Below are 21918 nucleotides of genomic sequence, written 5' to 3'. Positions count from 1 at the left end.
TAGCCCATAATCACAAAACTATGATGCTCATTCGATATATAACGCAGATAGGAAGATACTTCTTAATGCTAAAAGAAATTTTCAATAAACAGACAAAATGGTCTGTGATGAAAAATCTAATTTTTAAGGAAATAGACGATTTAATTATTGGCTCCCTTGGTATTGTAGCATTCATTTCTTTCTTTGTTGGAGGCGTTGTTGCCATACAAACCGCATTAAACTTGACCAATCCATTAATACCAAAATACCTTATTGGTTTTGCTACAAGACAATCTGTAATATTAGAATTTGCTCCTACGTTCATCTCGGTGATTATGGCAGGAAAAATGGGTTCTTTTATTACGTCAAGCATTGGAACCATGCGAGTTACGGAACAAATTGACGCTCTTGAAGTGATGGGAGTAAACTCGCTAAACTATTTAGTTTTCCCTAAAATAATTGCCTTACTTCTTTATCCTTTTGTTATTGGAATCAGTATGTTTCTTGGTGTTTTGGGCGGCTGGATGGCTGGAGTTTATGGTGGATTTACTTCCAGCGATGAATTTATAAATGGCGCACAATTGGATTTTATTCCATTTCATATCGTTTATGCTTTTCTTAAAACTTTAATTTTTGCTATGTTATTAGCAACTATTCCTTCTTTTCACGGATATTATATGAAAGGTGGTGCACTCGAAGTAGGACGCGCAAGTACGGTATCCTTTGTCTGGACATCAGTTACCATAATTACTTTTAATTACATATTAACTCAATTGTTACTTGGCTCATGATAGAAGTAAAAAACATAGAAAAATCATTTGGCGGTATCAAAATTCTTAAAGGTGTTTCCACTATTTTTGAAACAGGAAAAACGAATTTAATTATTGGACAAAGTGGATCTGGAAAAACAGTTCTGCTTAAAAGTCTTTTAGGAATACACACTCCAGAATCTGGAACCATTTCATTTGACGGAAGAATATATTCTGAGCTTGATCCGGATGAAAAACGAGATCTACGTACTGAAATAGGAATGGTTTTTCAAGGAAGTGCCTTGTTTGATTCCATGACAGTTGCCGAAAACGTAGGCTTTCCGTTGAAAATGTTTACCAAAGACAATAATTCAAAAATACAGGAACGCGTAGACTTTGTATTAAAGAGAGTCAACCTTACTGACGCCCATAAAAAACTACCTTCAGAAATTTCAGGAGGAATGCAAAAACGAGTTGCGATTGCGCGTGCGATTGTAAACAACCCAAAATACCTGTTTTGCGATGAGCCAAACTCTGGTTTAGATCCAAACACGGCTATTTTGATTGATAATCTTATCAAAGAAATCACTGAAGAATACAATATCACGACAGTAATAAATACGCATGATATGAACTCTGTAATGGAAATAGGAGAGAAAATTCTATTCTTAAAAGATGGTTTAAAAGCTTGGGAAGGAACCAAAGAAGAAATTTTCAGAACCGATAATGAGGCTGTTGTTGCCTTTGTTTATTCTTCTAATTTATTCAAAAAAGTAAGAGAAGCGTATTTGAAAGAATAGAAGGCTAACTTGATTTCAACAATTCTACCTCAGCATTAGGATTGAATAAATAAGTCTTTCCAGAACTCATTTCGAGGCATTCAAAACGCTTGGTTCTTATCGCTATTTTCTTGAAAATCTTTCCGTTTTGGATTCGAAAAACACTGCCGTACGGAATTTCAAAAACATAATTCTTATCATTTTGCTGATCAAATTGTTTCAAGGCTAATGCCAAAGTAGCATCGGTATCGCTGCTGGCTGTGGGATTTTTGAAATGCCTCGCTAATAAAGGCAACAAGTGATTCGGGAAAATTTCTGGTCGAATGTAAGGAATCATCAACCGTTGAAAAGAATATTTCCACTCGTTTCCATGAGGTTTAATGTTTCTTCCAAATTTTTCAAACGCCACTAAATGCGAGATTTCATGAATCAAAGTAATCAAAAATTTGTATTTATTTAGATTTGAATTCACCGTGATTTCATGCTTTCCGTTCAACCCTTTTCGATAATCTCCATGACGCGTCTGACGCTCGTTTACAATCTTAAGATGCACTTGATTGGCAACAATAAGTTCGAAAACGGGTTTTACAGCATGCTCTGGAATGTATCTGGCTAAGGTTTCGCTCAAAGTAATATGAATTAAGGATTCGTAGAAGATACTTGCAAGACTTTACCATTGAAGTATTTATTTCCAGTCAAAGTGAAATCATAAATATAATTTGCCATTTCGCCCGCAGTTATTGGAGCTTGATAGCCTGGAAAAGCTTCAGCCAGCATTTCTGTTTGAACGGAACCCAAAGCTAAAACATTGAAAGAAATCCCACGCTCTTTGTATTCTTCTGCCAGTAATTCAGACAAAGTGATAACGGCTCCTTTACTCGAACTATAAGCTGCCAGTCCTGCGAACTTTAAACTTCCCTGAATGCCGCCCATAGAACTTATTGTTACTACGTGGCTTCCATGTTGTAAATAAGGCAGGCAAATTCGAGTCAAATTAGCAACTCCAAAAACATTGACTTTATAGATATTTTCAAAATCTTCCTGAGTGGTTTCTGAAAAAGGTTTTAGCAATAAACTTCCCGCGTTATGAATGACTGCGTCTATTTGTTTCCAAGACTTGGAAAGGAAATCGCTTACTTTCAATAATTCGGATTCAGCAGATAAATCAACTGAAAGACAGGTGATATTTTCGTTACCCAACAAAGCTTGAGGAATTTTTCTGGAAATGGCTAACACTTGGTGTCCCTCATTGGCAAATTGCAATGCCAACTCAAATCCTATACCTCTACTCGTTCCTGTGATGATGATATTTTTCATAGAGCAAAAATAAACAAAAACCATAAAAAACTAATGCTTTACGCAAAGGATTGTTGTCACAATAAAAATTAAAGATTCCTATAATTTTGCTTATTTTTGGTAAATCAAATTAACACCTGAATTATCATAAAATGACAGAAAGCATACAATTCGAAACTGCAAAAATGAATGACATCGATGGTGTATTGGCATTACAGGAATTGTATCTTGTAGCTAATTTATCCGAAGAAGAAAAAGCTTCCGGGTTTGTTACCACGCCATTTACTATTGAGCAACTAACCGAAGTTATCCATGAAAATAACTTATTTGTTGCCAAAGACAATAACAAAATCATTGCTTATATTTTTGCTGGAAGTTGGGAATTTTTCAAACAATGGCCTATTTTCAATTACATGAGTTCATTGTTTCCGGAACTGAACTTTTTAGATTTTGACATCACCACCACCAATAGTTTTCAATACGGCCCCATTTGCATTCACAAGGAATATAGAGGGAAGGGATTGATAATCCCACTTTTTGAGTTCATGAGAAAACACGTTGTTAAGAAATACCCATTGGCTTTGACCTTTATCAACAAAGTAAATATCCCGTCTACAAAAGCGCATACGGAAAAACTAAAATGGACCATTATTGGGGATTTTCAATTCAATAATAATGAATACTTTATTTTAGCGTACGACATGAATCAGGCTGTTTCTTAACTATTTAAGCACTATAATTTCTTGCGTTGACGTGTTTGCCATTTGCGTTACAGCAGGTAATAATTCCTGAATAAAGGAAGTCATGTGCGGAATATCCATCGCTTTGAAATCATCAGAAACATGATGGTAGAATTCAAAATTTTCAAAATCAAACGTACTTACAGATTGACAAGGCACTTTGAAAACATCATAAAAAGAGAAGTTGTCTGATCTGTAAAACAATTGATATTCGGCTTCCTTTGGAAGAAAACCAATCGTATTTTTTCCAGTGTATTCATTTATTTTACCCGCCATATTGGATTTATCAAAACCAGTAATATAAGCTAGATATTCTCTCTTCATTGGAACACCAATCATTTCAATATTAAATTGAGTGTACAATTTAAAATCTTGTGCTTTCAGTTTTTTGGCTAAATGTTTAGAACCTAACAAGCCTTTTTCTTCACCTGCAAAAAACACAAAAAGAATACTGCGTTTATTGTTTTTAGCAATACTGAAATATTTTGCCATTTCAGCAACTGCAGTTGTTCCTGAGGCATCATCATTGGCTCCATTATTAATGAAATCTCCATTCACCCCTTTTTTATCTAATCCAATATGATCGTAATGTGCGCTTAGAATTATAAATTCATTCTTTAGAACTGGGTCGTTTCCTTCAACAACACCGACGATATTAAAAGCAGTTCCCTTAAAAGTTGATAACGTATCGCGATACGACTTGAAATAAGGTTTCACATTATTATCCCTGAAAATTTGCTCTAAATAATCAGCAGCTTTTACCATCGCTGCTTTTCCGGTTTCCCGTCCTTCCAGTTCATCCGAAGCTAAATATTTCAATATTTCGGCAACATTTTCTTCTTTCACTTTATATTCGACATCAACTGTTTTTAATTGCGCCTCACTAGTTGTTTGGGCAATGATAACTTGAGTTGACAGACAACCGAAGAAAACTAAAGAAAGAGATAGGAATGCTTTTTTCATGATATTGAGGTTTCTATTTTATAACATGGCTTTATTTCGATAATATTTCTTGTAGACTTTAACCATTTGAACAAAAGCTAAAATCACAAAAAATGACGGAATTATTACGGGCATTACATATTTAGAAAAACTGGTTGTGTTTTGAGATAAGGTATTCAAAATCAAAACTAGAGTTAACATCCCAAAAAATGTACCTATCAAAGTCCCTGAAACATAATACAGTTTTAGCTTTTTTACAATGGAAATATAATTCCCATTCATCAAATAAAGATTCCAACCGGTCCAAAACGGCAATTGAAGAAAATTGATACAATTCAAAAACACGCCGATAAGGAAAGGAGAATACATTGCATATTTCTCCAAAATCCCTTGTTCTTCAACTGTTTGATTGGAATTAGCATGAAAAGTATACCCTAAAATCAACAGAAAGAAGACGGCAAAAAAATCAATAATCTTCATTAATTTTTTATTGTTGACCAATTGTTTTGCAAAAATTAAAGTGAAATAAATTACAAACATCTCGACAAAAATAACTCCCAATAAAAAGAAAACGAAGCTGTTCATTCCTAGCTTCGAATAGATTTCAAAACCTACAACATTCAAATATCCCAACGGTATCGAACCGATAAAACTCACTAAAAAACCAACGAAAATGTTTTTTAATGCCTTCATAATTTTAGAAATTTACAATTCTATTGCTTTGTTCCAAATGCATTCTGTATTCCTTCATCCCATCTTTATGTTGTAAATATGGAGCGCCATTTTTATGGTTTGCCACACTTATTTCATACATATACGTAATGTGACGTGCAAGTTCTTTCCATGCAAAAAACAAAGAATGTTTTGGGTCATAAATATGGGTAGGCTCACTTGCAGCACCATTCAGTTCCACAACTGAAAAATGTAATCCTTGTTCTAATTCTTCAATTGTATTATACATCACATCCAATCTACCAAAGTAGAAACCTGGAATTTGGAGACACATTTCGTTGATCGTTTGTGTCAATTTTGGTGTTATCCAATGACTTCCATCAATGAATTTTGCACCTCGTGCATGATTCCCATAAGGTACCAAATTCAATTTTTCCCCTTTTGGAAGAATATCGAGTAGTTTTTTTCCGTATTCCTGTTTCAAAACCTTTAATTGCAGTTCGTACCGAGGACTTTCTTTGATTAATTCTTCTACGGTAGAGAATCCGTTTCCGGTAATAATCAAAAATTCTTTGGAAACTATCCCTGTAATTCTGCCCACTTTTTCATGAGGATAACGCACATAAAAAATTCCAACTTCATTCTCGTACGGAATTAAATCCTGCACTACATAATCGAAATTTGCTTTTTCAGCATATTCTTTTAAATCTTGAACTGTGTTAATTTTTTTGACCCCAGACCCTCGCAGTCCAATATCTGGTTTTGCAATCAAAGGATATTTTATTTTTGCTGCTTCAATCACATTTAAAACATCTTCAAGAGTAGTTTCTTCTTTTATTAATTCCGTTTTTGGGTAATACTGTTGTGGAATCAAATTGTAAATTTCTTTTTTGGACTCCATCATAAAACCGCCATTTTTTATGGTTGGATTAGAGGCATTGAAGAAAAAAATAGATTTTGCTTTGATGGAATAATAGGACCAAAGAAAATAAATTGGAATATAAACAATCTGGAAAGGCCAATATTCCCAATGGGTAATTTTATGAAAAAATAGTTTCAAATTAAGTTCTTTAAACGGTGATAAATGAGGTCATAAAATCCTGTTGCGCAATCAAATCGTAATGCAATATAGCTACTTTATTTTTTTCAATAACCGATTGTGTGATGCTCAACGTTTTCATCTCGTCATTTCTATTGATGACCAAACCGTTTTCATCATTTTCTTCTTCGGTGTAGCGATGAAAATCGTGCATTTTTGATTCGGAAATTTCAGAATTCCCATTCATAAAAGTATGAAACCATTCGGCACGTTTTTCACGAATCGATGAGGAATACAAAGTCGATGAAGACCAAATATGATTTTGATGAATATCCAAAGGAGTTGTTCGCTTTTCTATTCCGTTCCAGCGCAATTGGAAAAGAGCGTTATCTTGAAATAAAACTAACGTAAAAGGTTCTATATTTTCCAAATCAATTTCGCTCCAGAAATCCTTTGGCGATAAGCTGCTGATCATATCTAAAACAATCAAGCCACGGCTTTTTCGATACGGAAGCCGTACTTCATGCTTTTCATCGGCTCCGTTTAAAAGCACTAAAATTACTCCATCTGCATTAGCCACAAACCACGTTCCTCCTGCTTTTGGATCCTTTGGAAAAATAAGATTTTTTCCATTTACAGTATAACTTCTTGGTGGTATTGCACTCGGTCTTACTGTTTTTTCATCCCGATTTGAAGTAATGATAATTTTATCATTCGTTTTAACAAAACTTACTGTGCACATTGATTTCTATATTCTATGGTAGATCGAGCAACACCAAAATTAGGATCAATTGTTACTGTTTCACATTGCAAAATAGCTACTTTTATAAGCGCCTGATGGTGAATACAATGCTCTAGATTATACAGTAATTCTCTGAAATAATTACTTTCAATTCGAATTTCCTCTCCATCAATGATTTGTAACAACTCGATATTTTTATTTTTTTTATCTAAATTTTGTTGAATCAAGACGATGTTTTCAATGGCAAAAGCAGTATCCGTTTGAATACGAATATTCCGTTCTCTTTTGTCATAATTCACAATGCCAAAATCATATTGATTTTCTAAGCACTGAAACATTTCAATAATATGCCTTGTATGCTCCCCAATAGTTGCATTACTTAATTCCGCACAAGAATTTGAATATTCATTTTGCGACAATTGTTTCAGCAAATCAATCAGTTCGTTTAAACTATTATTAATAGAAGGTATTAGCATATTTAAGTTTTAATTCAACAAATTCATCACTTTAGTTCTATCCTTAAAAACCAAAGTAATACAACAAAGAAAGGTAATTAGTGCCAAAATAAAAAGTGTACCACCATCATTTTTCACTTCAATCCCAAGCACAAACAGATGAGCAAAAATCGCACCAACCATGATGCCGCAACCCATTATAGCACCAAACAACAAAGTTCTTGGTATTAAAATCAAAATTACTGTAATCAACTCGGCAATTCCAGTACCAATCCTTCCATACGGTTCTATTCCCAAAGCAGAGAAAATATAAACCGACTCTTCACTAGCGGTAAATTTGAAGTACAGTGTTTGCACTAAAATTACTGCTACCGCAAGTCTCAGCAACCAGAAAAACAGAGATAGTTTCATGATTTCTATTTTTTTATTTAACTATTTTATTCCAATTTGTATCAGCCTTCATCATCAATCCAGATTCATTCTTGTTCCAGCTTTTCAATGTATTATTAAAGAAAGCATTGTAAAACAAATACAATTTTCCATTACTAATTTTGAAAGTCTCCGGATTTACAGATACTTTTTCATTAGAGTCGCCCATTGCAAAAGCACACCAACCTCCATACTGCGGTTCAAATTTTGAAGGATTCTTCAAGAAATATTCTTTATTAACTGGCATCGAAAAATAATAAACCACGCCTTCATGCAATGCTGTTATTTCTTTTTTCCCTTTGACAGCTTTTCCTTGTTTGAAATAAGCCACAGGATCATATCCTTGAATAGCCACATTTTTTTCAAGATTAAAATGAGTTATTCGTTTGCTGTCCTTTTGCGCAAAGCCAGAAAGAGCAAACAATACAATTAGAACAAACAGTAGCTTTTTCATGATTATTTATTTAAAGATTTTGCAACAGCAATCAACAAATCATTTGAAATTCTATTTTTGAAATTTGGGGCGATGTGTTCAAATTCAATTTCAGCATTTACATTTAAAATAAACACCGCCGGAACAGGCAAAAAAGAATTATTCATACCATCAGAACCTTTAGCTATTGTAGCCTTGTAATTTTCTGGAGCTTGAAATGCAATACCAACGGATTTCGATAATTTACCTGTACTGTCAGATAACAATAAATAATTTAATTTTTCTTTATCGTCTGTAACCTTCAAGTTTGCTGGAGCATCAGGACTTATAGCAATGATTTGATATCCTAAATCTAGTAATTCTTTTTCGGCTTCGACCAAGGCTGCCAAATGAGCATTACAATACGGGCACCAACCACCACGGTAAAAAACTAAAACTGTTCTTTTCTTACTTATTAATTCCGTTAAATCAACATCTGTATTTTCTACAGATTTCAAAGTGACATTAGGAATTTTTTCCCCAATGAGTAACGGAGCGATTTCTATTGCCTGTTTTGGTAAGTCATTTTGAGCATGAACTGATAATCCAATTGCAAATAAAGCTAGATAAATTATTTTTTTCATAGTGTTACATTTTGAAGTTGTAAAACTACTGTGCTATTTCGAAATGATTTGTCGGCTATATTACAGTTCTAGTAAAATAATTACAATTTACTGATATCCGTTATAATTATTTCTTTCCTGCTGTAAATAATAGTGCCACTCGTTTCCATTTCATTTAGCAAATGGGTAGCGGTTTGCCTCGAAGTACATATAATTTGTGCAATATCATTTTGGGTCAGGTAATTATCAATAACAACTGTATTTTCAGTCCTTACACCTTCTTTATCTGCCCAATCTTTTAAGAACTGAAACAATCTGGTTTTAGCATCTTTAGAAATCAGATTAGAATAACTGTTCTTAATGCGTTTCATCTTTAGACCTACAAACTTGGTGTACGACAATGCCAGACTTGGATTTCTAAGTAATAAATTTTCAAAATCCGACATTAGAAAACTACAAATAGCCACATCATCCGAAAGTACTTTTGCATATTCATTGGACTGGCTGTCTGCTTCCAAAGTCAGTTCTCCAAATAAATCTCCTTTTTGAATAATATCTTTTATAGTCTCGTTTCCGTCTTCATCAACTGCAACAATCTTTATGTTTCCCTTTTTCAGTAAAAAAATTCTTGGTAAATCCGAAGAAGAAAAATAGATAATTTCGCCTTTCTGCGCTTTTTTAAAACCAGTAATAATACACAACTGTCTGATTTGCCCAAAACTCAACGTTCTAAACAATTTGTGATCGCGCAAATACCAATATTTTAAATCTTCGTACATAAAAATTATTTTAGTAAATGTATTAAAAAAACAAAACCCTTTCTAACCGAAATTAGAAAGGGCTTAAACAACTATTTTGTTCTCTTTACGAAACCAATCCTCTTGAAATCACAATTCGTTGTATTTCAGAAGTTCCTTCATAAATTTGCGTGATTTTAGAGTCGCGCATCATACGTTCCACATGATATTCAGCTACGTAACCGTTTCCACCGTGAATTTGAACGGCTTCATTGGCCACTTCTAAAGCGATTTCTGACGCATATAGTTTTGCCATAGCACCGGAGTGCGCAATATCTTTACCTTCATCTTTTTCGCAAGCCGCTTTCATTACCAATAATTTTGCTGCAGTAACTTTTACATACATATCAGCCAGTTTGAAAGCAATCGCTTGATGATTGAAAATTTCTTTTCCAAATGCTTTTCTCTCATGCGAATATTTTAGTGCAATTTCATAAGCACCTGTCGCAATTCCTAACGCTTGTGATGCAATTCCAATTCTTCCGCCATTTAAAACATTCATTGCAAAAGCAAATCCAAATCCATCTTCACCAATTCTATTTTCTTTAGGAACTTTTACATCAGTGAACATTAAAGAATGCGTATCGCTTCCACGAATTCCCATTTTTCTTTCTTTTGGTCCAATATCAAAACCAGCCCAACCTTTCTCCACGATAAAAGCATTGATTCCTTTGTGTTTTTTTTCAATATCCGTTTGAGCAATAACTAAGTAAGTAGATGCAGTTGATCCATTAGTAATCCAGTTTTTTGTACCATTTAATAAATAATGATCTCCTTTGTCTATCGCTGTTGTTTTTTGCGAAGTAGCGTCACTTCCTGCCTCAGGCTCTGACAAGCAAAATGCGCCAATCACTTCTCCTTTAGCAAGTGGAACTAAATATTTCATTTTTTGCTCTTCATTGCAATATTTTTCAAGACCTGCACAAACCAAAGAGTTGTTTACAGACATGATTACAGCTGCAGAAGCATCAACTTTTGCAATTTCCGTCATTGCCAAAACATAGGAAATACTGTCCAAACCAGATCCTCCATATTTAGGATCTACCATCATTCCCATAAAACCTAAATCGGCCATCATCTTCACTTGCTCCGTTGGAAATTTTGAATGTTCATCACGTTCAATAACACCCGGTAATAATTCTGCTACAGCAAAATCTTTAGCGGCTTGCTGAATCATTAAATGTTCTTCGGTTAGATTAAAATCCATATTTTTATTGTAAATTAAATGTTCTTAAATTTGTGCTCAAAAGTAATTATTAAATATCAGATTTCAAACGATTTCGTAAATTTAGCCTATGTTTAAAGAAAAGTATACCACAATAGGGGTCATGTCCGGAACTTCGCTGGACGGCGTAGATTTGGCACACATTGTTTTTACTGTAAAAAACAATAAATGGGAATTTCAAATTCTGGAATCTGAAACTATTTCTTATACAACCGATTGGTTAAACAAATTAAAAATAGCCGTCGATTTTTCTGAAGGGCAACTCGAAAAACTGAATCAAGACTATACGCAACATCTTGCTTCGATTATTTTAAGTTTTATCGAAAAATACGAAATAAAAGACCTCGATGCCGTTTGTTCCCATGGCCATACTATTTTGCATCAGCCCCAAAACGGATTCACACTTCAAATTGGTAATTTGCCTGAAATAGCGGCTTTACTTAATCAAACCGTAGTTTGTGATTTTAGGGTTCAGGATGTGCAACTTGGCGGACAAGGCGCGCCATTGGTTCCTATTGGCGACCGAATTTTATTTTCTGAGTACGATTATTGCATGAACTTAGGTGGTTTTTCGAATGTATCTTTCGAAAAAAATAAAGAGCGAATCGCCTTTGATATTTCGCCTGTAAATACCGTTTTGAATTTTTATGCCAATCAATTGGGATTGGATTATGATGACAAAGGTAGTATTTCGAGAACTGGAATTTGTAACGAAAATTTATTACAGGAATTAAATACTTTGGATTTCTACCAAAAAAAATATCCTAAATCGTTGGGTTTCGAATTTGTAAAAGAAACAATTTTGCCTATTATCGAAAGCTACTCCATTTCCCTTGAAGACAAACTGCTCACTTTTACGGAACACGTGGCTTTACAAATTGCTGTGGCTTTGCCCAATAAAAAAAGAAGTCTTTTTATTACCGGCGGTGGCGCTTACAATGATTTTCTTATCGAGAGAATTCAGTACCATTTACCCGAAATGAAAATCATAATTCCGTCTGCAAAGATTTTGGAATTCAAAGAAGCGTTGATTTTTGCACTACTCGGTGTTTTAAAATTACGCAGAGAAACCAATGTTTTGAGTAGCGTTACAGGCGCAAAAACCGATCATAGCTCTGGAATTATTTATTCTCCAAAATAAAATTAAAAATACATATTTAACTTTATTCTATTTTTTATATTTGCCAAAATTAAACATATCGCAACAAATGAAAGATTTATTAAAGAAATTCGAAAACAAAGAACCTGAGATAGTTTTCCATTGGAAAGATGCTGAAACTGAAGCAGAAGGATGGACAGTCATCAATTCGCTTCGTGGTGGTGCTGCCGGTGGTGGAACACGAATGAGAAAAGGGTTGGATATGAATGAAGTTTTGTCTTTGGCAAAAACTATGGAAGTGAAATTTTCGGTTTCTGGACCTGCTATTGGTGGAGCAAAATCTGGAATTAATTTTGATCCGAACGATCCAAGAAAAAAAGGCGTTTTACAACGTTGGTATAAAGCCGTTTCTCCATTATTGAAAAGTTACTATGGAACCGGTGGTGATTTGAACGTAGATGAAATTCACGAAGTAATCCCAATGACGGAAGAGTGTGGGGTTTGGCATCCGCAAGAAGGCGTTTTTAATGGTCATTTCAAACCGACCGAAGCAGACAAAATCAACAGAATTGGACAATTGCGTCAAGGTGTGGTGAAAGTGATTGAAAATCCAAAATTCTCCCCTGATGTTTCCAGAAAATATACTGTTGCCGATATGATTACCGGTTATGGCGTTGCCGAAGCCGTTCGTAATTATTACACCATTTATGGTGGAGATGTAAAAGGAAAGAAAGCAATCGTACAAGGTTTTGGAAATGTAGGTTCTGCTGCCGCTTTTTACTTAGCCGAAATGGGTGCTAAAGTAATTGGTATCATCGACAGAGACGGTGGATTAATTAACGAAGAAGGATTCTCTTTTGAAGAAATAAGAGCTTTATTTCTTGCCAAAGACGGGAACAAACTAGTTGCCGAAAACATGATTCCTTTTGAAGAAATCAATCAAAAAATATGGACCATTGGTGCTGAAATATTCACTCCATGTGCCGCTTCCAGATTAGTAACTCAATCTCAAATTGACAGTTTGATCGCTAACGGTCTTGAAGTAATTTCTTGTGGTGCAAATGTTCCCTTTGCAGACACAGCAATCTTTTTTGGTCCAATTATGGAAGATGTAGATCACAAAGTAAGTTTGATTCCTGACTTCATTTCTAATTGCGGTATGGCTCGTGTTTTTGCTTACTTTATGGAAAAGAAAGTACAAATGACAGATGAAGCTATTTTTCAAGACACTTCAGAAATCATCAAAAAAGCTATTGAAAAAGCACATGCTTTAAACCCAAGTAAAACAAATATTAGTGCAACTGCTTTTGAAATCGCATTAAAGCAGCTTACTTAAAATAAAATAGTATTTATAACTATTTGCCGGAACTGGGATTAAGCAGATTTTAAAATCTATTTAATCCCAGTTCTTATTTCTAATTCTAAGTGAAAGCAATATTATTTATATTCCGGCAGTCGCTTTTTACTCTTGACAATTTTTAGTACTTTTCAACGTTTTTTAGTAATACACTTTTTAAAATTTATAACACAAATGAGTTCCACCATTTCATCAGATCAAAAGAAATCCTTAGCAATATCCATTCTTTTGTATGCGACAATGTTGTTAATTTTATTTTTCATCCGCTTTTGGCCTCCTGCAAACATGGATGAACTTGCCGGTGGTGGCGGTGGCGGCGGCGTTACGGTAAATTTTGGCGACAGCGATTTTGGTTCTGGAGCAGATTATAAAAGTGAAGTTTTGGAAGTAAAAAACCAAAGCAGACAAACTCCTGCAAAATCAACTCCAGACGAAGCTATTTTATCTCAAGAAAACACTACTGAAGAAAGTGTTGTGATTCCGACGAAAGAAAAAACTAAAAAACCAACAGTCGTTGTAAAAGAAGAAACGAAACCAGTGGTTGTAAAACCTAAAGTTTCTAACAATACAAATGATGCTTTATCCAGCATATTAAAAGGTTCTAATAAAGGTGGTGATGGAGATGATAAAGCTGCCGGAAACAAAGGAAAAACCAATGGAAGTTTAAGTTCTAACGGGTATTATGGAACTGGTGGTTCCGGTGGAGGAACAGGCGGTGGAAATGGTACTGGAACAGGAATAGGAACTGGTAGCGGTTATGGTTCAGGAAGCGGTGGCGGAAGCGGAAGTGGTTCTGGCGGAGGCGTTGGGTATTCTTTAGGAAACCGAAAAGCATTATCTAAACCTGCACCAAAATATACCTGTAATGAACAAGGAAAAGTAGTCGTAGAAGTTTCTGTAGACAGAACCGGAAGGACAATAAATGCAGTTGCCGGTGTAAAAGGAACAACAAATACTGCGAAATGTTTGTTAGACCAAGCCAGAATTGCAGCAATGAATACCAGATGGGACGCCAGCAACGATGCACCGGAAAAGCAAGTCGGTAAGATTGTTTATAATTTCAATTTGAATTAGAACAATTAGAAACGTCACTTTTTTGTTTTCAAGGATACCTCGCAATGACAACTCAAGAATTTGATATTTTACGAATTTGCGTGAGGGATAGGAGTAAGTACCGAAGTACTGCGGATAGCCCGACCGTAATAGAAAAAGGAGCTAATCAGCATAAAGTTGATCAGCTCCTTTTTCTATTGTGGTCACGCCCAAATAATGCAGATGCTTCGTAAAAACTACAAATAACTTTTACTTTGGAGAAGTAGCTATTACAAACTTCAGATTGTTCTTCACTCCTATTTGCAGTACGTCAACTAAATCTTGCACTTGTAAATTGAACGGAATGCGAACAATAACCGTTTGGTCTTTCGATGAATCCATCTTAGACATCAAAGTTGTTTCGAGTTCTTCAAATGAAACAGGTTGCTTGTCGATATAGAATTTTTTATCTTCTGTGACAGATAAACTAATGTATTGCTTGTTTGTTTTCTCATTGGACTGTGCTTTTGGCAACGTCATCTTGATAACATTAGGATTAGCCAACGTTGAAATAATCAAGAAAAATAACAACAGGAAAAACATAATATCACTCAATGAAGAAGTCGCGACCTCGGCATGAAATCTTCTTTTTCTTTTTATAGACATATTATGATCTTTGAATAATATTTACAAATTCTAATATTTGTTTTTGAATTTTTAAAGCAAAATTATCAATTTTGCCGTTTAATAAATGGTATCCGCTATAGGCAATAATACCAACGATTAATCCAGCACCACTACTGATCATTTTCTCATATAATCCTCCAGAAATATTACCGATACTAATATTTTCAGTTACCGAAATACTATAAAATATTTTAATAACTCCTGAAATTGTTCCAATAAATCCTAATGTAGGCGCAATTCCGGCAATAAGTCCTAAATGTCCTAAATGCTTTTCCATTCCTCCTATTTCGATATCTGCAGCACGATCCATATTGGATTCAATTTCAATGATGGGTCTACCAATAACCAGAATTCCTTCTTTGATGATATTACCTGAAGCTGTACTATTTCTTTCAGCAATAGAACGAGCCAAATCAAGATTTCCTGAATTTAAATTATCTCGAACATCACGCATCAAAAGAGTATCGATTTTTGATGCTTTATTGATATACAAATAGCGTTCAATAATCACATAAAAAGTGTAAAATAATAGAATCCCAATTGGAATAAGCCACACACCACCTTTTAAAAGGAATCCTAAAGTGGATATTTCGGCATTTGGAGCAATTTTTTCGATAACTACGTTTGAAGCAGCGTTGGTAATGGTGTCGGCCTGTAATTGTATAAAACTAAACATATAATATTATTGTATTTTAATCATTAATTCTAAAAATTATTTCAATTTTGCACTAAAGATACTTTTCGATGTACTATTAAACTAAAAAAATCGAAAAATATTTTAAACAACTACTATTTTATTACAAAAATGAACTATCAGGAAACCATAAATTGGATGTTTAACCAGCTCCCGATGTACCAACTTCAGGGCGCTTCGGCATATAAAAAAGATCTAACTAACACGCATTTGCTACTAGCGCATCTTGAAAATCCACAGGAAAAATTAAAATGCATTCATATTGCAGGAACTAACGGAAAAGGATCTACGTCGCATATGTTGGCATCGATTCTTCAGGAAGCGGGTTATAAAGTTGGATTGTACACTTCACCCCATTTAAAGGATTTTAGAGAGCGTATAAAAATTAACGGCCCCGAAGTTTCGGGAGATATTTCCGAGGAATTTGTTACTGATTTCACCAATGAACACAAAAGTTTTTTTGAATCGAATGACATGAGTTTTTTCGAAATGACCGTTGGTTTAGCCTTCGATTATTTTGCCAAAGAAAAAGTAGACATCGCCGTTATTGAAGTGGGAATGGGTGGACGGTTAGACGCTACCAATATCATTACGCCATTAGTTTCGGTGATTACCAATATAGGATTGGATCACACACAATTTTTGGGAAATACGCTAGAAGCCATTGCTTTCGAAAAAGCGGGGATTATCAAACCCAAAATTCCTGTAATAATAGGAGAATATACTCCTGAAACCAAGCCAGTTTTTTTGGCCAAAGCCAAAGAATGCAATTCGGAAATCTATTTTGCTGCTGATTTGATTTCAGAAACCTATTTTTCTGACTTAATTGGAGATTATCAAATTCATAATAAAAAAACTGTTTTACAAACTGTCAAAATTTTAAACGAACAAAACGAATTTAAAATCACTCCGGAGAATATAAAATCAGGTTTATTGAATGTGGTGAAAAATACCGGACTTCAAGGAAGATGGCAACAATTGAATGAATTTCCAAAAGTTATTTGCGATACCGCACACAATAAAAACGGACTAGAAATTGTTTTGAATCAAATCCAAAAAGAAGATTTTGATACTTTACATATTGTTTTGGGAGTTGTAAATGACAAAGATTTAGATGAAATCCTACCTTTGTTCCCTAAAAAAGCAATCTATTATTTCTGTAAGCCAAATATTCCTCGCGGCCTGGATGTTCTAATTTTAAAACAAAAAGCGGCTAGCTTCGACCTAAAAGGCGAAGTATATAATTCTGTTTCAGAAGCTTATCAAAAAGCAATCGGAAACGCTGCAAAATCTGATTTTATATACATTGGCGGAAGCACCTTTGTCGTAGCAGAAATTTTATAATTTTTTTATTTTTTTACTTGCAAATACCAATTCTAGTCGTATATTTGCACACGCAATAACGGAAACGAAAGTAACCAAATTGTTTAGGGCGATTAGCTCAGCTGGTTCAGAGCACCTCGTTTACACCGAGGGGGTCGGGGGTTCGAACCCCTCATCGCCCACAAAAAACTCCATTAGAAATAATGGAGTTTTTTTATGTCTAATAGTTTATGGAACACATTACTTACATCCTTTTTAGCGGAATTAAAAATAGATATTATATTGGCTTCACTTCTAATTTAGAAGAACGTATTATTAGGCATAATCAAAAAAGCAAAGGTTTTACTGGCAACGTAAATGATTGGAAAGTTGTTTATATCGAAAAATACGAAACAAAAGAATTAGCTCAACAAAGAGAATTACAAATCAAATCTTGGAAAAGTAGGATTAAAATTCAGGAACTAATTTCAAAAAAAGATTAGTTCAGCTGACTCATAGCATTCCGATTCTATCGGAAGTGGTCGGGGGTTCGAACCCCTCATCGCCCACAAAAAACTCCATTAGAAATAATGGAGTTTTTTTATGTCTAATAGTTTATGGAACACATTACTTACATCCTTTTTAGCGGAATTAAAAATAGATATTATATTGGCTTCACTTCTAATTTAGAAGAACGTATTATTAGGCACAATCAAAAAAGCAAAGGTTTTACTCGCAACGTAAATGATTGGAAAGTTGTTTATATCGAAAAATACGAAACAAAAGAATTAGCTCAACAAAGAGAATTACAAATCAAATCTTGGAAAAGTAGGATTAAAATTCAGGAACTAATTTCAAAAAAAGATTAGTTCAGCTGACTCATAGCATTCCGATTCTATCGGAAGTGGTCGGGGGTTCGAACCCCTCATCGCCCACAAAAAACTCCATTAGAAATAATGGAGTTTTTTTATGCCTAATAGTTTATGGAACACATTACTTACATCCTTTTTAGCGGAATTAAAAATAGATATTATATTGGCTTCACTTCTAATTTAGAAGAACGTATTATTCGGCATAATCAAAAAAGCAAAGGTTTTACTGACAATGTAAATGATTGGAAAGTTGTTTATATCGAAAAATACGAAACAAAAGAATTAGCTCAACAAAGAGAATTACAAATCAAATCTTGGAAAAGTAGGATTAAAATTCAGGAACTAATTTCAAAAAAAGATTAGTTCAGCTGACTCATAGCATTCCGATTCTATCGGAAGTGGTCGGGGGTTCGAACCTCTCATCGCCCACAAAAAACTCCATTATTTCTAATGGAGTTTTTTTATAACTTTTTTTATTACCAACCTTGGGTCAATCCATTCTTAACGACTTCTTCATATTTTTCTTTATCGAAACTATATAAATTTGGCGCTTTATGCGCGACATTACTTTTCTTTTCGTCCAGCTTTGTTAAAATGCCTATTGCCGTTATCTTACGTAAAAAATTTCTTCGGTCTAGTTTTCTGCCTAGAATGGTTTCATATAATTTTTGTAATTCCGGAATAGTAAATTTTTCAGGAAGTAAATTATAGCCTACCGGCATTAGATTCAACTCCATTCGAAGGGTTTCTAATGCTTTGTCTAAAATTTCCTTATGATCTAAAACTAGTTCAGGAACAGCATTATGATCAATCCACTCTACAATTTCATTTTTCCCGTCAGGCTGTGGAACCGTTTGTAAAAAATCTACTAAGGCATAATAACCAACCGTTACAAAACGGCTAGCATACCATTTCCCCTCGTCTAAAGGTATTCCGTAAAAATCTAAAACAGAATTACTAACATCAACATTACACCTTCTGGCTGCTCCAAAGGTGGAAAACTGCCTCAGAAAAATCCCTTTCAATCCTGTTCTACCATGTAAAACAGTGACAGCGGCCTCATCAATACCTTCATTTACAGACACAAAACCTCCTGGCAAAGCCCATTTATCACTGTACTTTGTTTTTATCAATAACACTTTGAGCTGATTGTCATGAAATCCGAAAATCACACAATCTATTGATAAACCTGGCTGATAGTCTTCCTTGTTATCTAAAATGGTTTTTAACATGTGATTTATTCTAGTAATTATACACCCTTTGAAAGACGCAATTTAGTTCATTTTTTTAAGAAAATAAAAGAAGGCCTAATTTTGAAAATCCGCCATACTTTGCTTTTGGTTTAAACCCAAAAAAATATTTCGGCAAAGAAACAAATCCATTTGACAAGAAAACACATTTAGACAAAAAAATAGTAAAAAAAATCATTTATGAAAAAAAAATGTGAAATTTTATAGTAAATGCATTGTGAATCAAAAAAAGATGTACATTGCGTCAAAATAACACATAAGATTAGTTATTTAAAATAGTTACCAAAAAACAACCAAACTAAAGACTATGAAAAAAATCATTTTACTACTTATTGGACTTACATTGTCATCACAATCATATGCCCAAGCAGTAGATTACCGCGCTAAAGCAAAAAAATTAGTTTCACAAATGACCTTAGAAGAAAAAGCTTCTTTGTGTTCCGGTGAAACAGCTTGGTCAACAAAAGCAATTAGCAGATTAGGCATTCCGTCCATTTTTATGACTGACGGACCGCATGGTTTACGTAAAGCAGAAGGTTTCGATTTTACTAATAGTGTTCCTTCTACTTGCTTTCCAACAGCATCAGCACTTGCTTCTTCTTGGAATCCAGCATTGGCACAAAAAATGGGTGAAGCTTTAGGAATTGAATCTCAAGCTAACGATGTTCAAATATTATTAGGACCCGGAGTTAATATGAAGCGTTCGCCTCTTGGAGGAAGAAACTTCGAATATTTTTCTGAAGATCCAGTTTTAGCCGGAAAAATTGCTATCGGTTTTATAAATGGAGTTCAAAGTCAAGGTGTAGGAACTTCCATGAAACACTTTGCGGCAAACAGTCAGGAAGCAGAACGTATGTCTAATAGTTCTAATGTTGACGAACGTACTTTAAACGAAATCTATTTTCCAGCCTTTGAAATGGCCGTAAAAGAAGCACAACCTTGGACAGTAATGTGTTCGTACAATAAACTTAACGGAACATATGCTTCCGAAAATTCTTATTTATTGAATCAAATGCTAAAAGAAAAATGGGGCTTACAAGGTTTTGTAGTTTCGGATTGGGGTGCAGTAAACGAAAGAGCTTTAGGAGTTAATTCCGGAATGCATTTAGAAATGCCTGCTAGTGGTGGTTTCAATGATAAAAAGATTGTTGAAGCAGTAAAAAAAGGAACTTTGGCGGAAGCCAGATTGGATGAAATCGTAACAGATTTACTTGCCATTACTTTAAAAGCAAAAGACAGCCACAAAAAAGGAATTGTTGTAGACAAAGTAAAACACAATGAATTGGCCAGACAAGTAAGTGCCGAATGTATTGTTTTATTGAAAAACGACAATGCGATTTTACCATTACAATCAGCTTTAAAAAAGATAGCTATTGTTGGAGATTTTGCAAAAAACCCACGTTATCAAGGAGCCGGAAGTTCACAAGTGCGACCTACACAAATAGTAAATGCACTGAATGAATTGCAAAAAATGGCAAAAGGAACTCAATTTTCGTTTTCAACTGGATACAATACTGCAGGAGAAACGGATGATGCTAAAATTGCTGAAGCAGTTCAAAATGCACAAAATTCAGAATTAGTGATTGTTTTTGCTGGTTTACCAGACAGCTATGAATCAGAAGGTTTTGACAGAAACAGCATGGACTTGCCTGCAGGTCACAACAAATTGATTTCAGAAGTAGCAAAAGTTAACAAAAACATTGTAGTAGTATTGATGAATGGCGCTGCTGTTTCTATGCCTTGGAAAAATGATGTTGCAGCAATCGTTGAAGCGTATCTTGGTGGTCAAGCCGGTGGTGGTGCAATTGCTGATGTATTGACTGGAAAAATAAATCCTTCCGGAAAATTATCTGAAACTTTTCCTGCACGTTTGGAAGACACTCCAACGGCAATGGATTTCCCATCAAAAGATGGAAATGCAAATTATGGCGAAGGGATTTTTATTGGATACCGTTATTATGACAAAAAGAAAATTGAACCTAACTTTCCTTTTGGATACGGTTTGAGTTACACCTCTTTTTCGTACTCTGACATTAAAGCCAATACTACATCAGCTAAAGATTCTGACGTAATCACAATCTCAGTAAAAGTAAAAAATACAGGTAAAATTGCGGGTAAAGAAGTCGTTCAACTGTATGTTCATGAACAAGAAAGCGAAGTGGCAAGACCCGAAAACGAACTGAAACACTTTGAAAAAATAGCATTGCTAGCCGGAGAAGAAAAAACAGTTACATTTCAATTGACTTCACGTGATTTTGCTTATTTTAATTCAAAATCTCATGATTGGGCAATAAAATCAGGAAACTTTGACATCCTTATTGGAAGTTCATCTCGTGATTTACCCTTAAAACAAACCATAGCTATTGAAACTACAAAAGCTGCAAAAATAGTGCTGACACGTGAATCATTATTTAAGGAATTCAAAAAATCTCCAAACAGTCAAGCGATATACGAACAACTAGTTCAAAGTTTCACTGGTGCGAATAAAAAACCAGAAACAGAAGATGAAAAAAAAGCAGCTTCATTTTTAGAAGCAATGTTAGCCGATATGCCAATTAATAAATTTCTTTTATTATCAGGAGGAAAATTCACAGAAGAAAATCTGGATGGTATTTTGAAAGCTGTCAACCAAAATTAAAAATTGTTATTAATTGTTGTTAAAAAAGTATTGAAAAAGAATTTAATTGGACATCGTCTATAGAGGCATCTAAATTAAATTCTCTCTTATCAAATCTATTTTCCTAAT

Annotated in this window: 26 protein-coding genes and 3 tRNA genes; 14 read left to right on the top strand and 15 right to left on the bottom strand. The window is 34.4% G+C overall.

The genetic code is table 11. The features are described from left to right. Nucleotides 1-20 precede the first annotated feature (20 nt). Both ACXX80_RS07915 and ACXX80_RS07910 read left to right on the top strand, forming a co-directional pair. Nucleotides 21-770: an MlaE family ABC transporter permease gene (locus ACXX80_RS07915; RefSeq protein WP_315211282.1), complete on the top strand. Its 750-nt coding sequence runs from the start codon at nucleotides 21-23 to the stop codon at nucleotides 768-770. After that, nucleotides 767-1528, top strand: a complete 762-nt coding sequence (locus ACXX80_RS07910) for an ABC transporter ATP-binding protein (protein ID WP_417981354.1) — start codon at nucleotides 767-769, stop codon at nucleotides 1526-1528. The genes ACXX80_RS07915 and ACXX80_RS07910 overlap by 4 nt, the downstream gene beginning before the upstream one ends. Before the next feature lie 4 nt (nucleotides 1529-1532). Here the strand turns inward: ACXX80_RS07910 and ACXX80_RS07905 are convergent, their stop codons facing one another. Further along, complete coding sequence (locus tag ACXX80_RS07905) at nucleotides 1533-2135, bottom strand: SprT-like domain-containing protein (protein WP_113636767.1); 603 nt, start codon at nucleotides 2133-2135, stop codon at nucleotides 1533-1535. A gap of 11 nt (nucleotides 2136-2146) precedes the next feature. Then, complete coding sequence (locus tag ACXX80_RS07900) at nucleotides 2147-2824, bottom strand: SDR family NAD(P)-dependent oxidoreductase (protein WP_417991167.1); 678 nt, start codon at nucleotides 2822-2824, stop codon at nucleotides 2147-2149. A gap of 131 nt (nucleotides 2825-2955) precedes the next feature. Here ACXX80_RS07900 and ACXX80_RS07895 point away from each other — a divergent pair, with 131 nt between their 5' ends. Further along, entirely contained in the window at nucleotides 2956-3525 is a 570-nt protein-coding gene (locus ACXX80_RS07895) for a GNAT family N-acetyltransferase (protein WP_458552731.1), read from the top strand. Here ACXX80_RS07895 and ACXX80_RS07890 read toward each other — a convergent pair whose 3' ends face one another. The 10 genes from ACXX80_RS07890 to ACXX80_RS07845 form a co-directional block, all read right to left on the bottom strand. Further along, nucleotides 3526-4506 carry a M28 family peptidase gene (locus tag ACXX80_RS07890; protein ID WP_458552730.1) on the bottom strand — a complete coding sequence of 327 codons (981 nt, stop codon included), beginning with the start codon at nucleotides 4504-4506 and terminating at the stop codon, nucleotides 3526-3528. An 18-nt stretch (nucleotides 4507-4524) separates the two neighbouring features. After that, entirely contained in the window at nucleotides 4525-5178 is a 654-nt protein-coding gene (locus ACXX80_RS07885; RefSeq protein WP_458552729.1) for a hypothetical protein, read from the bottom strand. A 4-nt stretch (nucleotides 5179-5182) separates the two neighbouring features. Beyond that, the gene (locus ACXX80_RS07880; RefSeq protein ID WP_458552728.1) at nucleotides 5183-6217 is read right to left on the bottom strand and encodes an ATP-grasp domain-containing protein; all 1035 of its coding nucleotides are present in this window, start codon (nucleotides 6215-6217) and stop codon (nucleotides 5183-5185) included. A 10-nt stretch (nucleotides 6218-6227) separates the two neighbouring features. Further along, nucleotides 6228-6938, bottom strand: a complete 711-nt coding sequence (locus ACXX80_RS07875) for an NRDE family protein (protein ID WP_458552727.1) — start codon at nucleotides 6936-6938, stop codon at nucleotides 6228-6230. Further along, nucleotides 6926-7414 carry a DinB family protein gene (locus ACXX80_RS07870; RefSeq protein ID WP_458552726.1) on the bottom strand — a complete coding sequence of 163 codons (489 nt, stop codon included), beginning with the start codon at nucleotides 7412-7414 and terminating at the stop codon, nucleotides 6926-6928. Before ACXX80_RS07870 ends, ACXX80_RS07875 begins: the two co-directional genes overlap by 13 nt. 9 nt (nucleotides 7415-7423) lie before the next feature. Continuing rightward, nucleotides 7424-7804: a DoxX family protein gene (locus tag ACXX80_RS07865; protein WP_458552725.1), complete on the bottom strand. Its 381-nt coding sequence runs from the start codon at nucleotides 7802-7804 to the stop codon at nucleotides 7424-7426. Nucleotides 7805-7817: 13 nt separating this feature from the next. Next, nucleotides 7818-8276, bottom strand: a complete 459-nt coding sequence (locus ACXX80_RS07860; protein WP_458552724.1) for a YHS domain-containing (seleno)protein — start codon at nucleotides 8274-8276, stop codon at nucleotides 7818-7820. A gap of 2 nt (nucleotides 8277-8278) precedes the next feature. Then, a complete protein-coding gene (locus ACXX80_RS07855) occupies nucleotides 8279-8878 on the bottom strand; it encodes a peroxiredoxin-like family protein (RefSeq protein WP_417991160.1) in 600 nt (199 codons plus the stop codon). 80 nt (nucleotides 8879-8958) lie between these two features. Then, nucleotides 8959-9636 carry a Crp/Fnr family transcriptional regulator gene (locus ACXX80_RS07850; RefSeq protein ID WP_458552723.1) on the bottom strand — a complete coding sequence of 226 codons (678 nt, stop codon included), beginning with the start codon at nucleotides 9634-9636 and terminating at the stop codon, nucleotides 8959-8961. Between the two features lie 85 nt (nucleotides 9637-9721). Then, nucleotides 9722-10861, bottom strand: a complete 1140-nt coding sequence (locus ACXX80_RS07845) for an acyl-CoA dehydrogenase family protein (protein WP_458552722.1) — start codon at nucleotides 10859-10861, stop codon at nucleotides 9722-9724. 88 nt (nucleotides 10862-10949) lie between these two features. On the opposite strand from ACXX80_RS07845, the gene ACXX80_RS07840 reads away from it, so the two are divergent. From ACXX80_RS07840 to ACXX80_RS07830, 3 genes are all read left to right on the top strand, one after another. After that, nucleotides 10950-12020 carry an anhydro-N-acetylmuramic acid kinase gene (locus ACXX80_RS07840; RefSeq protein ID WP_458552721.1) on the top strand — a complete coding sequence of 357 codons (1071 nt, stop codon included), beginning with the start codon at nucleotides 10950-10952 and terminating at the stop codon, nucleotides 12018-12020. 67 nt (nucleotides 12021-12087) lie between these two features. Next, the gene (locus ACXX80_RS07835) at nucleotides 12088-13314 is read left to right on the top strand and encodes a Glu/Leu/Phe/Val dehydrogenase dimerization domain-containing protein (protein WP_458552720.1); all 1227 of its coding nucleotides are present in this window, start codon (nucleotides 12088-12090) and stop codon (nucleotides 13312-13314) included. A gap of 195 nt (nucleotides 13315-13509) precedes the next feature. Further along, entirely contained in the window at nucleotides 13510-14409 is a 900-nt protein-coding gene (locus tag ACXX80_RS07830) for an energy transducer TonB (RefSeq protein WP_458552719.1), read from the top strand. 228 nt (nucleotides 14410-14637) lie between these two features. On the opposite strand, the gene ACXX80_RS07825 is transcribed toward ACXX80_RS07830, so the two are convergent. Beyond that, nucleotides 14638-15033 carry an ExbD/TolR family protein gene (locus tag ACXX80_RS07825; RefSeq protein ID WP_099713490.1) on the bottom strand — a complete coding sequence of 132 codons (396 nt, stop codon included), beginning with the start codon at nucleotides 15031-15033 and terminating at the stop codon, nucleotides 14638-14640. A 1-nt stretch (nucleotide 15034) separates the two neighbouring features. Continuing rightward, on the bottom strand, nucleotides 15035-15730 hold the full coding sequence (locus tag ACXX80_RS07820) for a MotA/TolQ/ExbB proton channel family protein (RefSeq protein ID WP_458552718.1): 696 nt from the start codon (nucleotides 15728-15730) through the stop codon (nucleotides 15035-15037). Nucleotides 15731-15859: 129 nt separating this feature from the next. Between ACXX80_RS07820 and ACXX80_RS07815 the strand changes: the two genes are divergently transcribed. From ACXX80_RS07815 to ACXX80_RS07785, 7 genes are all read left to right on the top strand, one after another. Next, nucleotides 15860-17092: a bifunctional folylpolyglutamate synthase/dihydrofolate synthase gene (locus ACXX80_RS07815; RefSeq protein ID WP_458552717.1), complete on the top strand. Its 1233-nt coding sequence runs from the start codon at nucleotides 15860-15862 to the stop codon at nucleotides 17090-17092. A gap of 86 nt (nucleotides 17093-17178) precedes the next feature. Continuing rightward, nucleotides 17179-17253, top strand: a tRNA-Val gene (locus tag ACXX80_RS07810). 48 nt (nucleotides 17254-17301) lie between these two features. Further along, entirely contained in the window at nucleotides 17302-17553 is a 252-nt protein-coding gene (locus tag ACXX80_RS07805; RefSeq protein ID WP_282744019.1) for a GIY-YIG nuclease family protein, read from the top strand. Then, nucleotides 17548-17619 (top strand) — tRNA-Arg (locus tag ACXX80_RS07800). Before ACXX80_RS07805 ends, ACXX80_RS07800 begins: the two co-directional genes overlap by 6 nt. A 48-nt stretch (nucleotides 17620-17667) precedes the next feature. After that, complete coding sequence (locus ACXX80_RS07795) at nucleotides 17668-17919, top strand: GIY-YIG nuclease family protein (protein ID WP_458552716.1); 252 nt, start codon at nucleotides 17668-17670, stop codon at nucleotides 17917-17919. Next, nucleotides 17914-17985: transfer RNA gene (locus ACXX80_RS07790), tRNA-Arg, on the top strand. The genes ACXX80_RS07795 and ACXX80_RS07790 overlap by 6 nt, the downstream gene beginning before the upstream one ends. Nucleotides 17986-18033: 48 nt before the next feature. Further along, on the top strand, nucleotides 18034-18285 hold the full coding sequence (locus ACXX80_RS07785; protein WP_458552715.1) for a GIY-YIG nuclease family protein: 252 nt from the start codon (nucleotides 18034-18036) through the stop codon (nucleotides 18283-18285). Between the two features lie 113 nt (nucleotides 18286-18398). Here the strand turns inward: ACXX80_RS07785 and ACXX80_RS07780 are convergent, their stop codons facing one another. After that, on the bottom strand, nucleotides 18399-19154 hold the full coding sequence (locus ACXX80_RS07780; protein WP_315210859.1) for an NUDIX hydrolase: 756 nt from the start codon (nucleotides 19152-19154) through the stop codon (nucleotides 18399-18401). A gap of 325 nt (nucleotides 19155-19479) precedes the next feature. Here ACXX80_RS07780 and ACXX80_RS07775 point away from each other — a divergent pair, with 325 nt between their 5' ends. Beyond that, nucleotides 19480-21810: a glycoside hydrolase family 3 C-terminal domain-containing protein gene (locus tag ACXX80_RS07775; RefSeq protein WP_458552714.1), complete on the top strand. Its 2331-nt coding sequence runs from the start codon at nucleotides 19480-19482 to the stop codon at nucleotides 21808-21810. Nucleotides 21811-21918 lie beyond the last annotated feature (108 nt).

The sequence above is a fragment of the Flavobacterium sp. GNP002 genome, assembly GCF_054343795.1.
Note: the sequence above shows the minus strand (reverse complement) of the source record. Positions and strands in the feature narration are given on the sequence as shown.

Bases quoted from the DNA above. Each gene is read 5' to 3' on its own strand.
- ACXX80_RS07915 (WP_315211282.1), top strand. From the start codon at position 21: ATGATGCTCATTCGATATATAACGCAGATAGGAAGATACTTCTTAATG.
- ACXX80_RS07910 (WP_417981354.1), top strand. From the start codon at position 767: ATGATAGAAGTAAAAAACATAGAAAAATCATTTGGCGGTATCAAAATT.
- ACXX80_RS07900 (WP_417991167.1), bottom strand. From the start codon at position 2,824: ATGAAAAATATCATCATCACAGGAACGAGTAGAGGTATAGGATTTGAG.
- ACXX80_RS07895 (WP_458552731.1), top strand. From the start codon at position 2,956: ATGACAGAAAGCATACAATTCGAAACTGCAAAAATGAATGACATCGAT.
- ACXX80_RS07890 (WP_458552730.1), bottom strand. From the start codon at position 4,506: ATGAAAAAAGCATTCCTATCTCTTTCTTTAGTTTTCTTCGGTTGTCTG.
- ACXX80_RS07885 (WP_458552729.1), bottom strand. From the start codon at position 5,178: ATGAAGGCATTAAAAAACATTTTCGTTGGTTTTTTAGTGAGTTTTATC.
- ACXX80_RS07875 (WP_458552727.1), bottom strand. From the start codon at position 6,938: ATGTGCACAGTAAGTTTTGTTAAAACGAATGATAAAATTATCATTACT.
- ACXX80_RS07870 (WP_458552726.1), bottom strand. From the start codon at position 7,414: ATGCTAATACCTTCTATTAATAATAGTTTAAACGAACTGATTGATTTG.
- ACXX80_RS07865 (WP_458552725.1), bottom strand. From the start codon at position 7,804: ATGAAACTATCTCTGTTTTTCTGGTTGCTGAGACTTGCGGTAGCAGTA.
- ACXX80_RS07860 (WP_458552724.1), bottom strand. From the start codon at position 8,276: ATGAAAAAGCTACTGTTTGTTCTAATTGTATTGTTTGCTCTTTCTGGC.
- ACXX80_RS07855 (WP_417991160.1), bottom strand. From the start codon at position 8,878: ATGAAAAAAATAATTTATCTAGCTTTATTTGCAATTGGATTATCAGTT.
- ACXX80_RS07850 (WP_458552723.1), bottom strand. From the start codon at position 9,636: ATGTACGAAGATTTAAAATATTGGTATTTGCGCGATCACAAATTGTTT.
- ACXX80_RS07845 (WP_458552722.1), bottom strand. From the start codon at position 10,861: ATGGATTTTAATCTAACCGAAGAACATTTAATGATTCAGCAAGCCGCT.
- ACXX80_RS07840 (WP_458552721.1), top strand. From the start codon at position 10,950: ATGTTTAAAGAAAAGTATACCACAATAGGGGTCATGTCCGGAACTTCG.
- ACXX80_RS07835 (WP_458552720.1), top strand. From the start codon at position 12,088: ATGAAAGATTTATTAAAGAAATTCGAAAACAAAGAACCTGAGATAGTT.
- ACXX80_RS07830 (WP_458552719.1), top strand. From the start codon at position 13,510: ATGAGTTCCACCATTTCATCAGATCAAAAGAAATCCTTAGCAATATCC.
- ACXX80_RS07825 (WP_099713490.1), bottom strand. From the start codon at position 15,033: ATGTCTATAAAAAGAAAAAGAAGATTTCATGCCGAGGTCGCGACTTCT.
- ACXX80_RS07820 (WP_458552718.1), bottom strand. From the start codon at position 15,730: ATGTTTAGTTTTATACAATTACAGGCCGACACCATTACCAACGCTGCT.
- ACXX80_RS07815 (WP_458552717.1), top strand. From the start codon at position 15,860: ATGAACTATCAGGAAACCATAAATTGGATGTTTAACCAGCTCCCGATG.
- ACXX80_RS07805 (WP_282744019.1), top strand. From the start codon at position 17,302: ATGGAACACATTACTTACATCCTTTTTAGCGGAATTAAAAATAGATAT.
- ACXX80_RS07795 (WP_458552716.1), top strand. From the start codon at position 17,668: ATGGAACACATTACTTACATCCTTTTTAGCGGAATTAAAAATAGATAT.
- ACXX80_RS07785 (WP_458552715.1), top strand. From the start codon at position 18,034: ATGGAACACATTACTTACATCCTTTTTAGCGGAATTAAAAATAGATAT.
- ACXX80_RS07780 (WP_315210859.1), bottom strand. From the start codon at position 19,154: ATGTTAAAAACCATTTTAGATAACAAGGAAGACTATCAGCCAGGTTTA.
- ACXX80_RS07775 (WP_458552714.1), top strand. From the start codon at position 19,480: ATGAAAAAAATCATTTTACTACTTATTGGACTTACATTGTCATCACAA.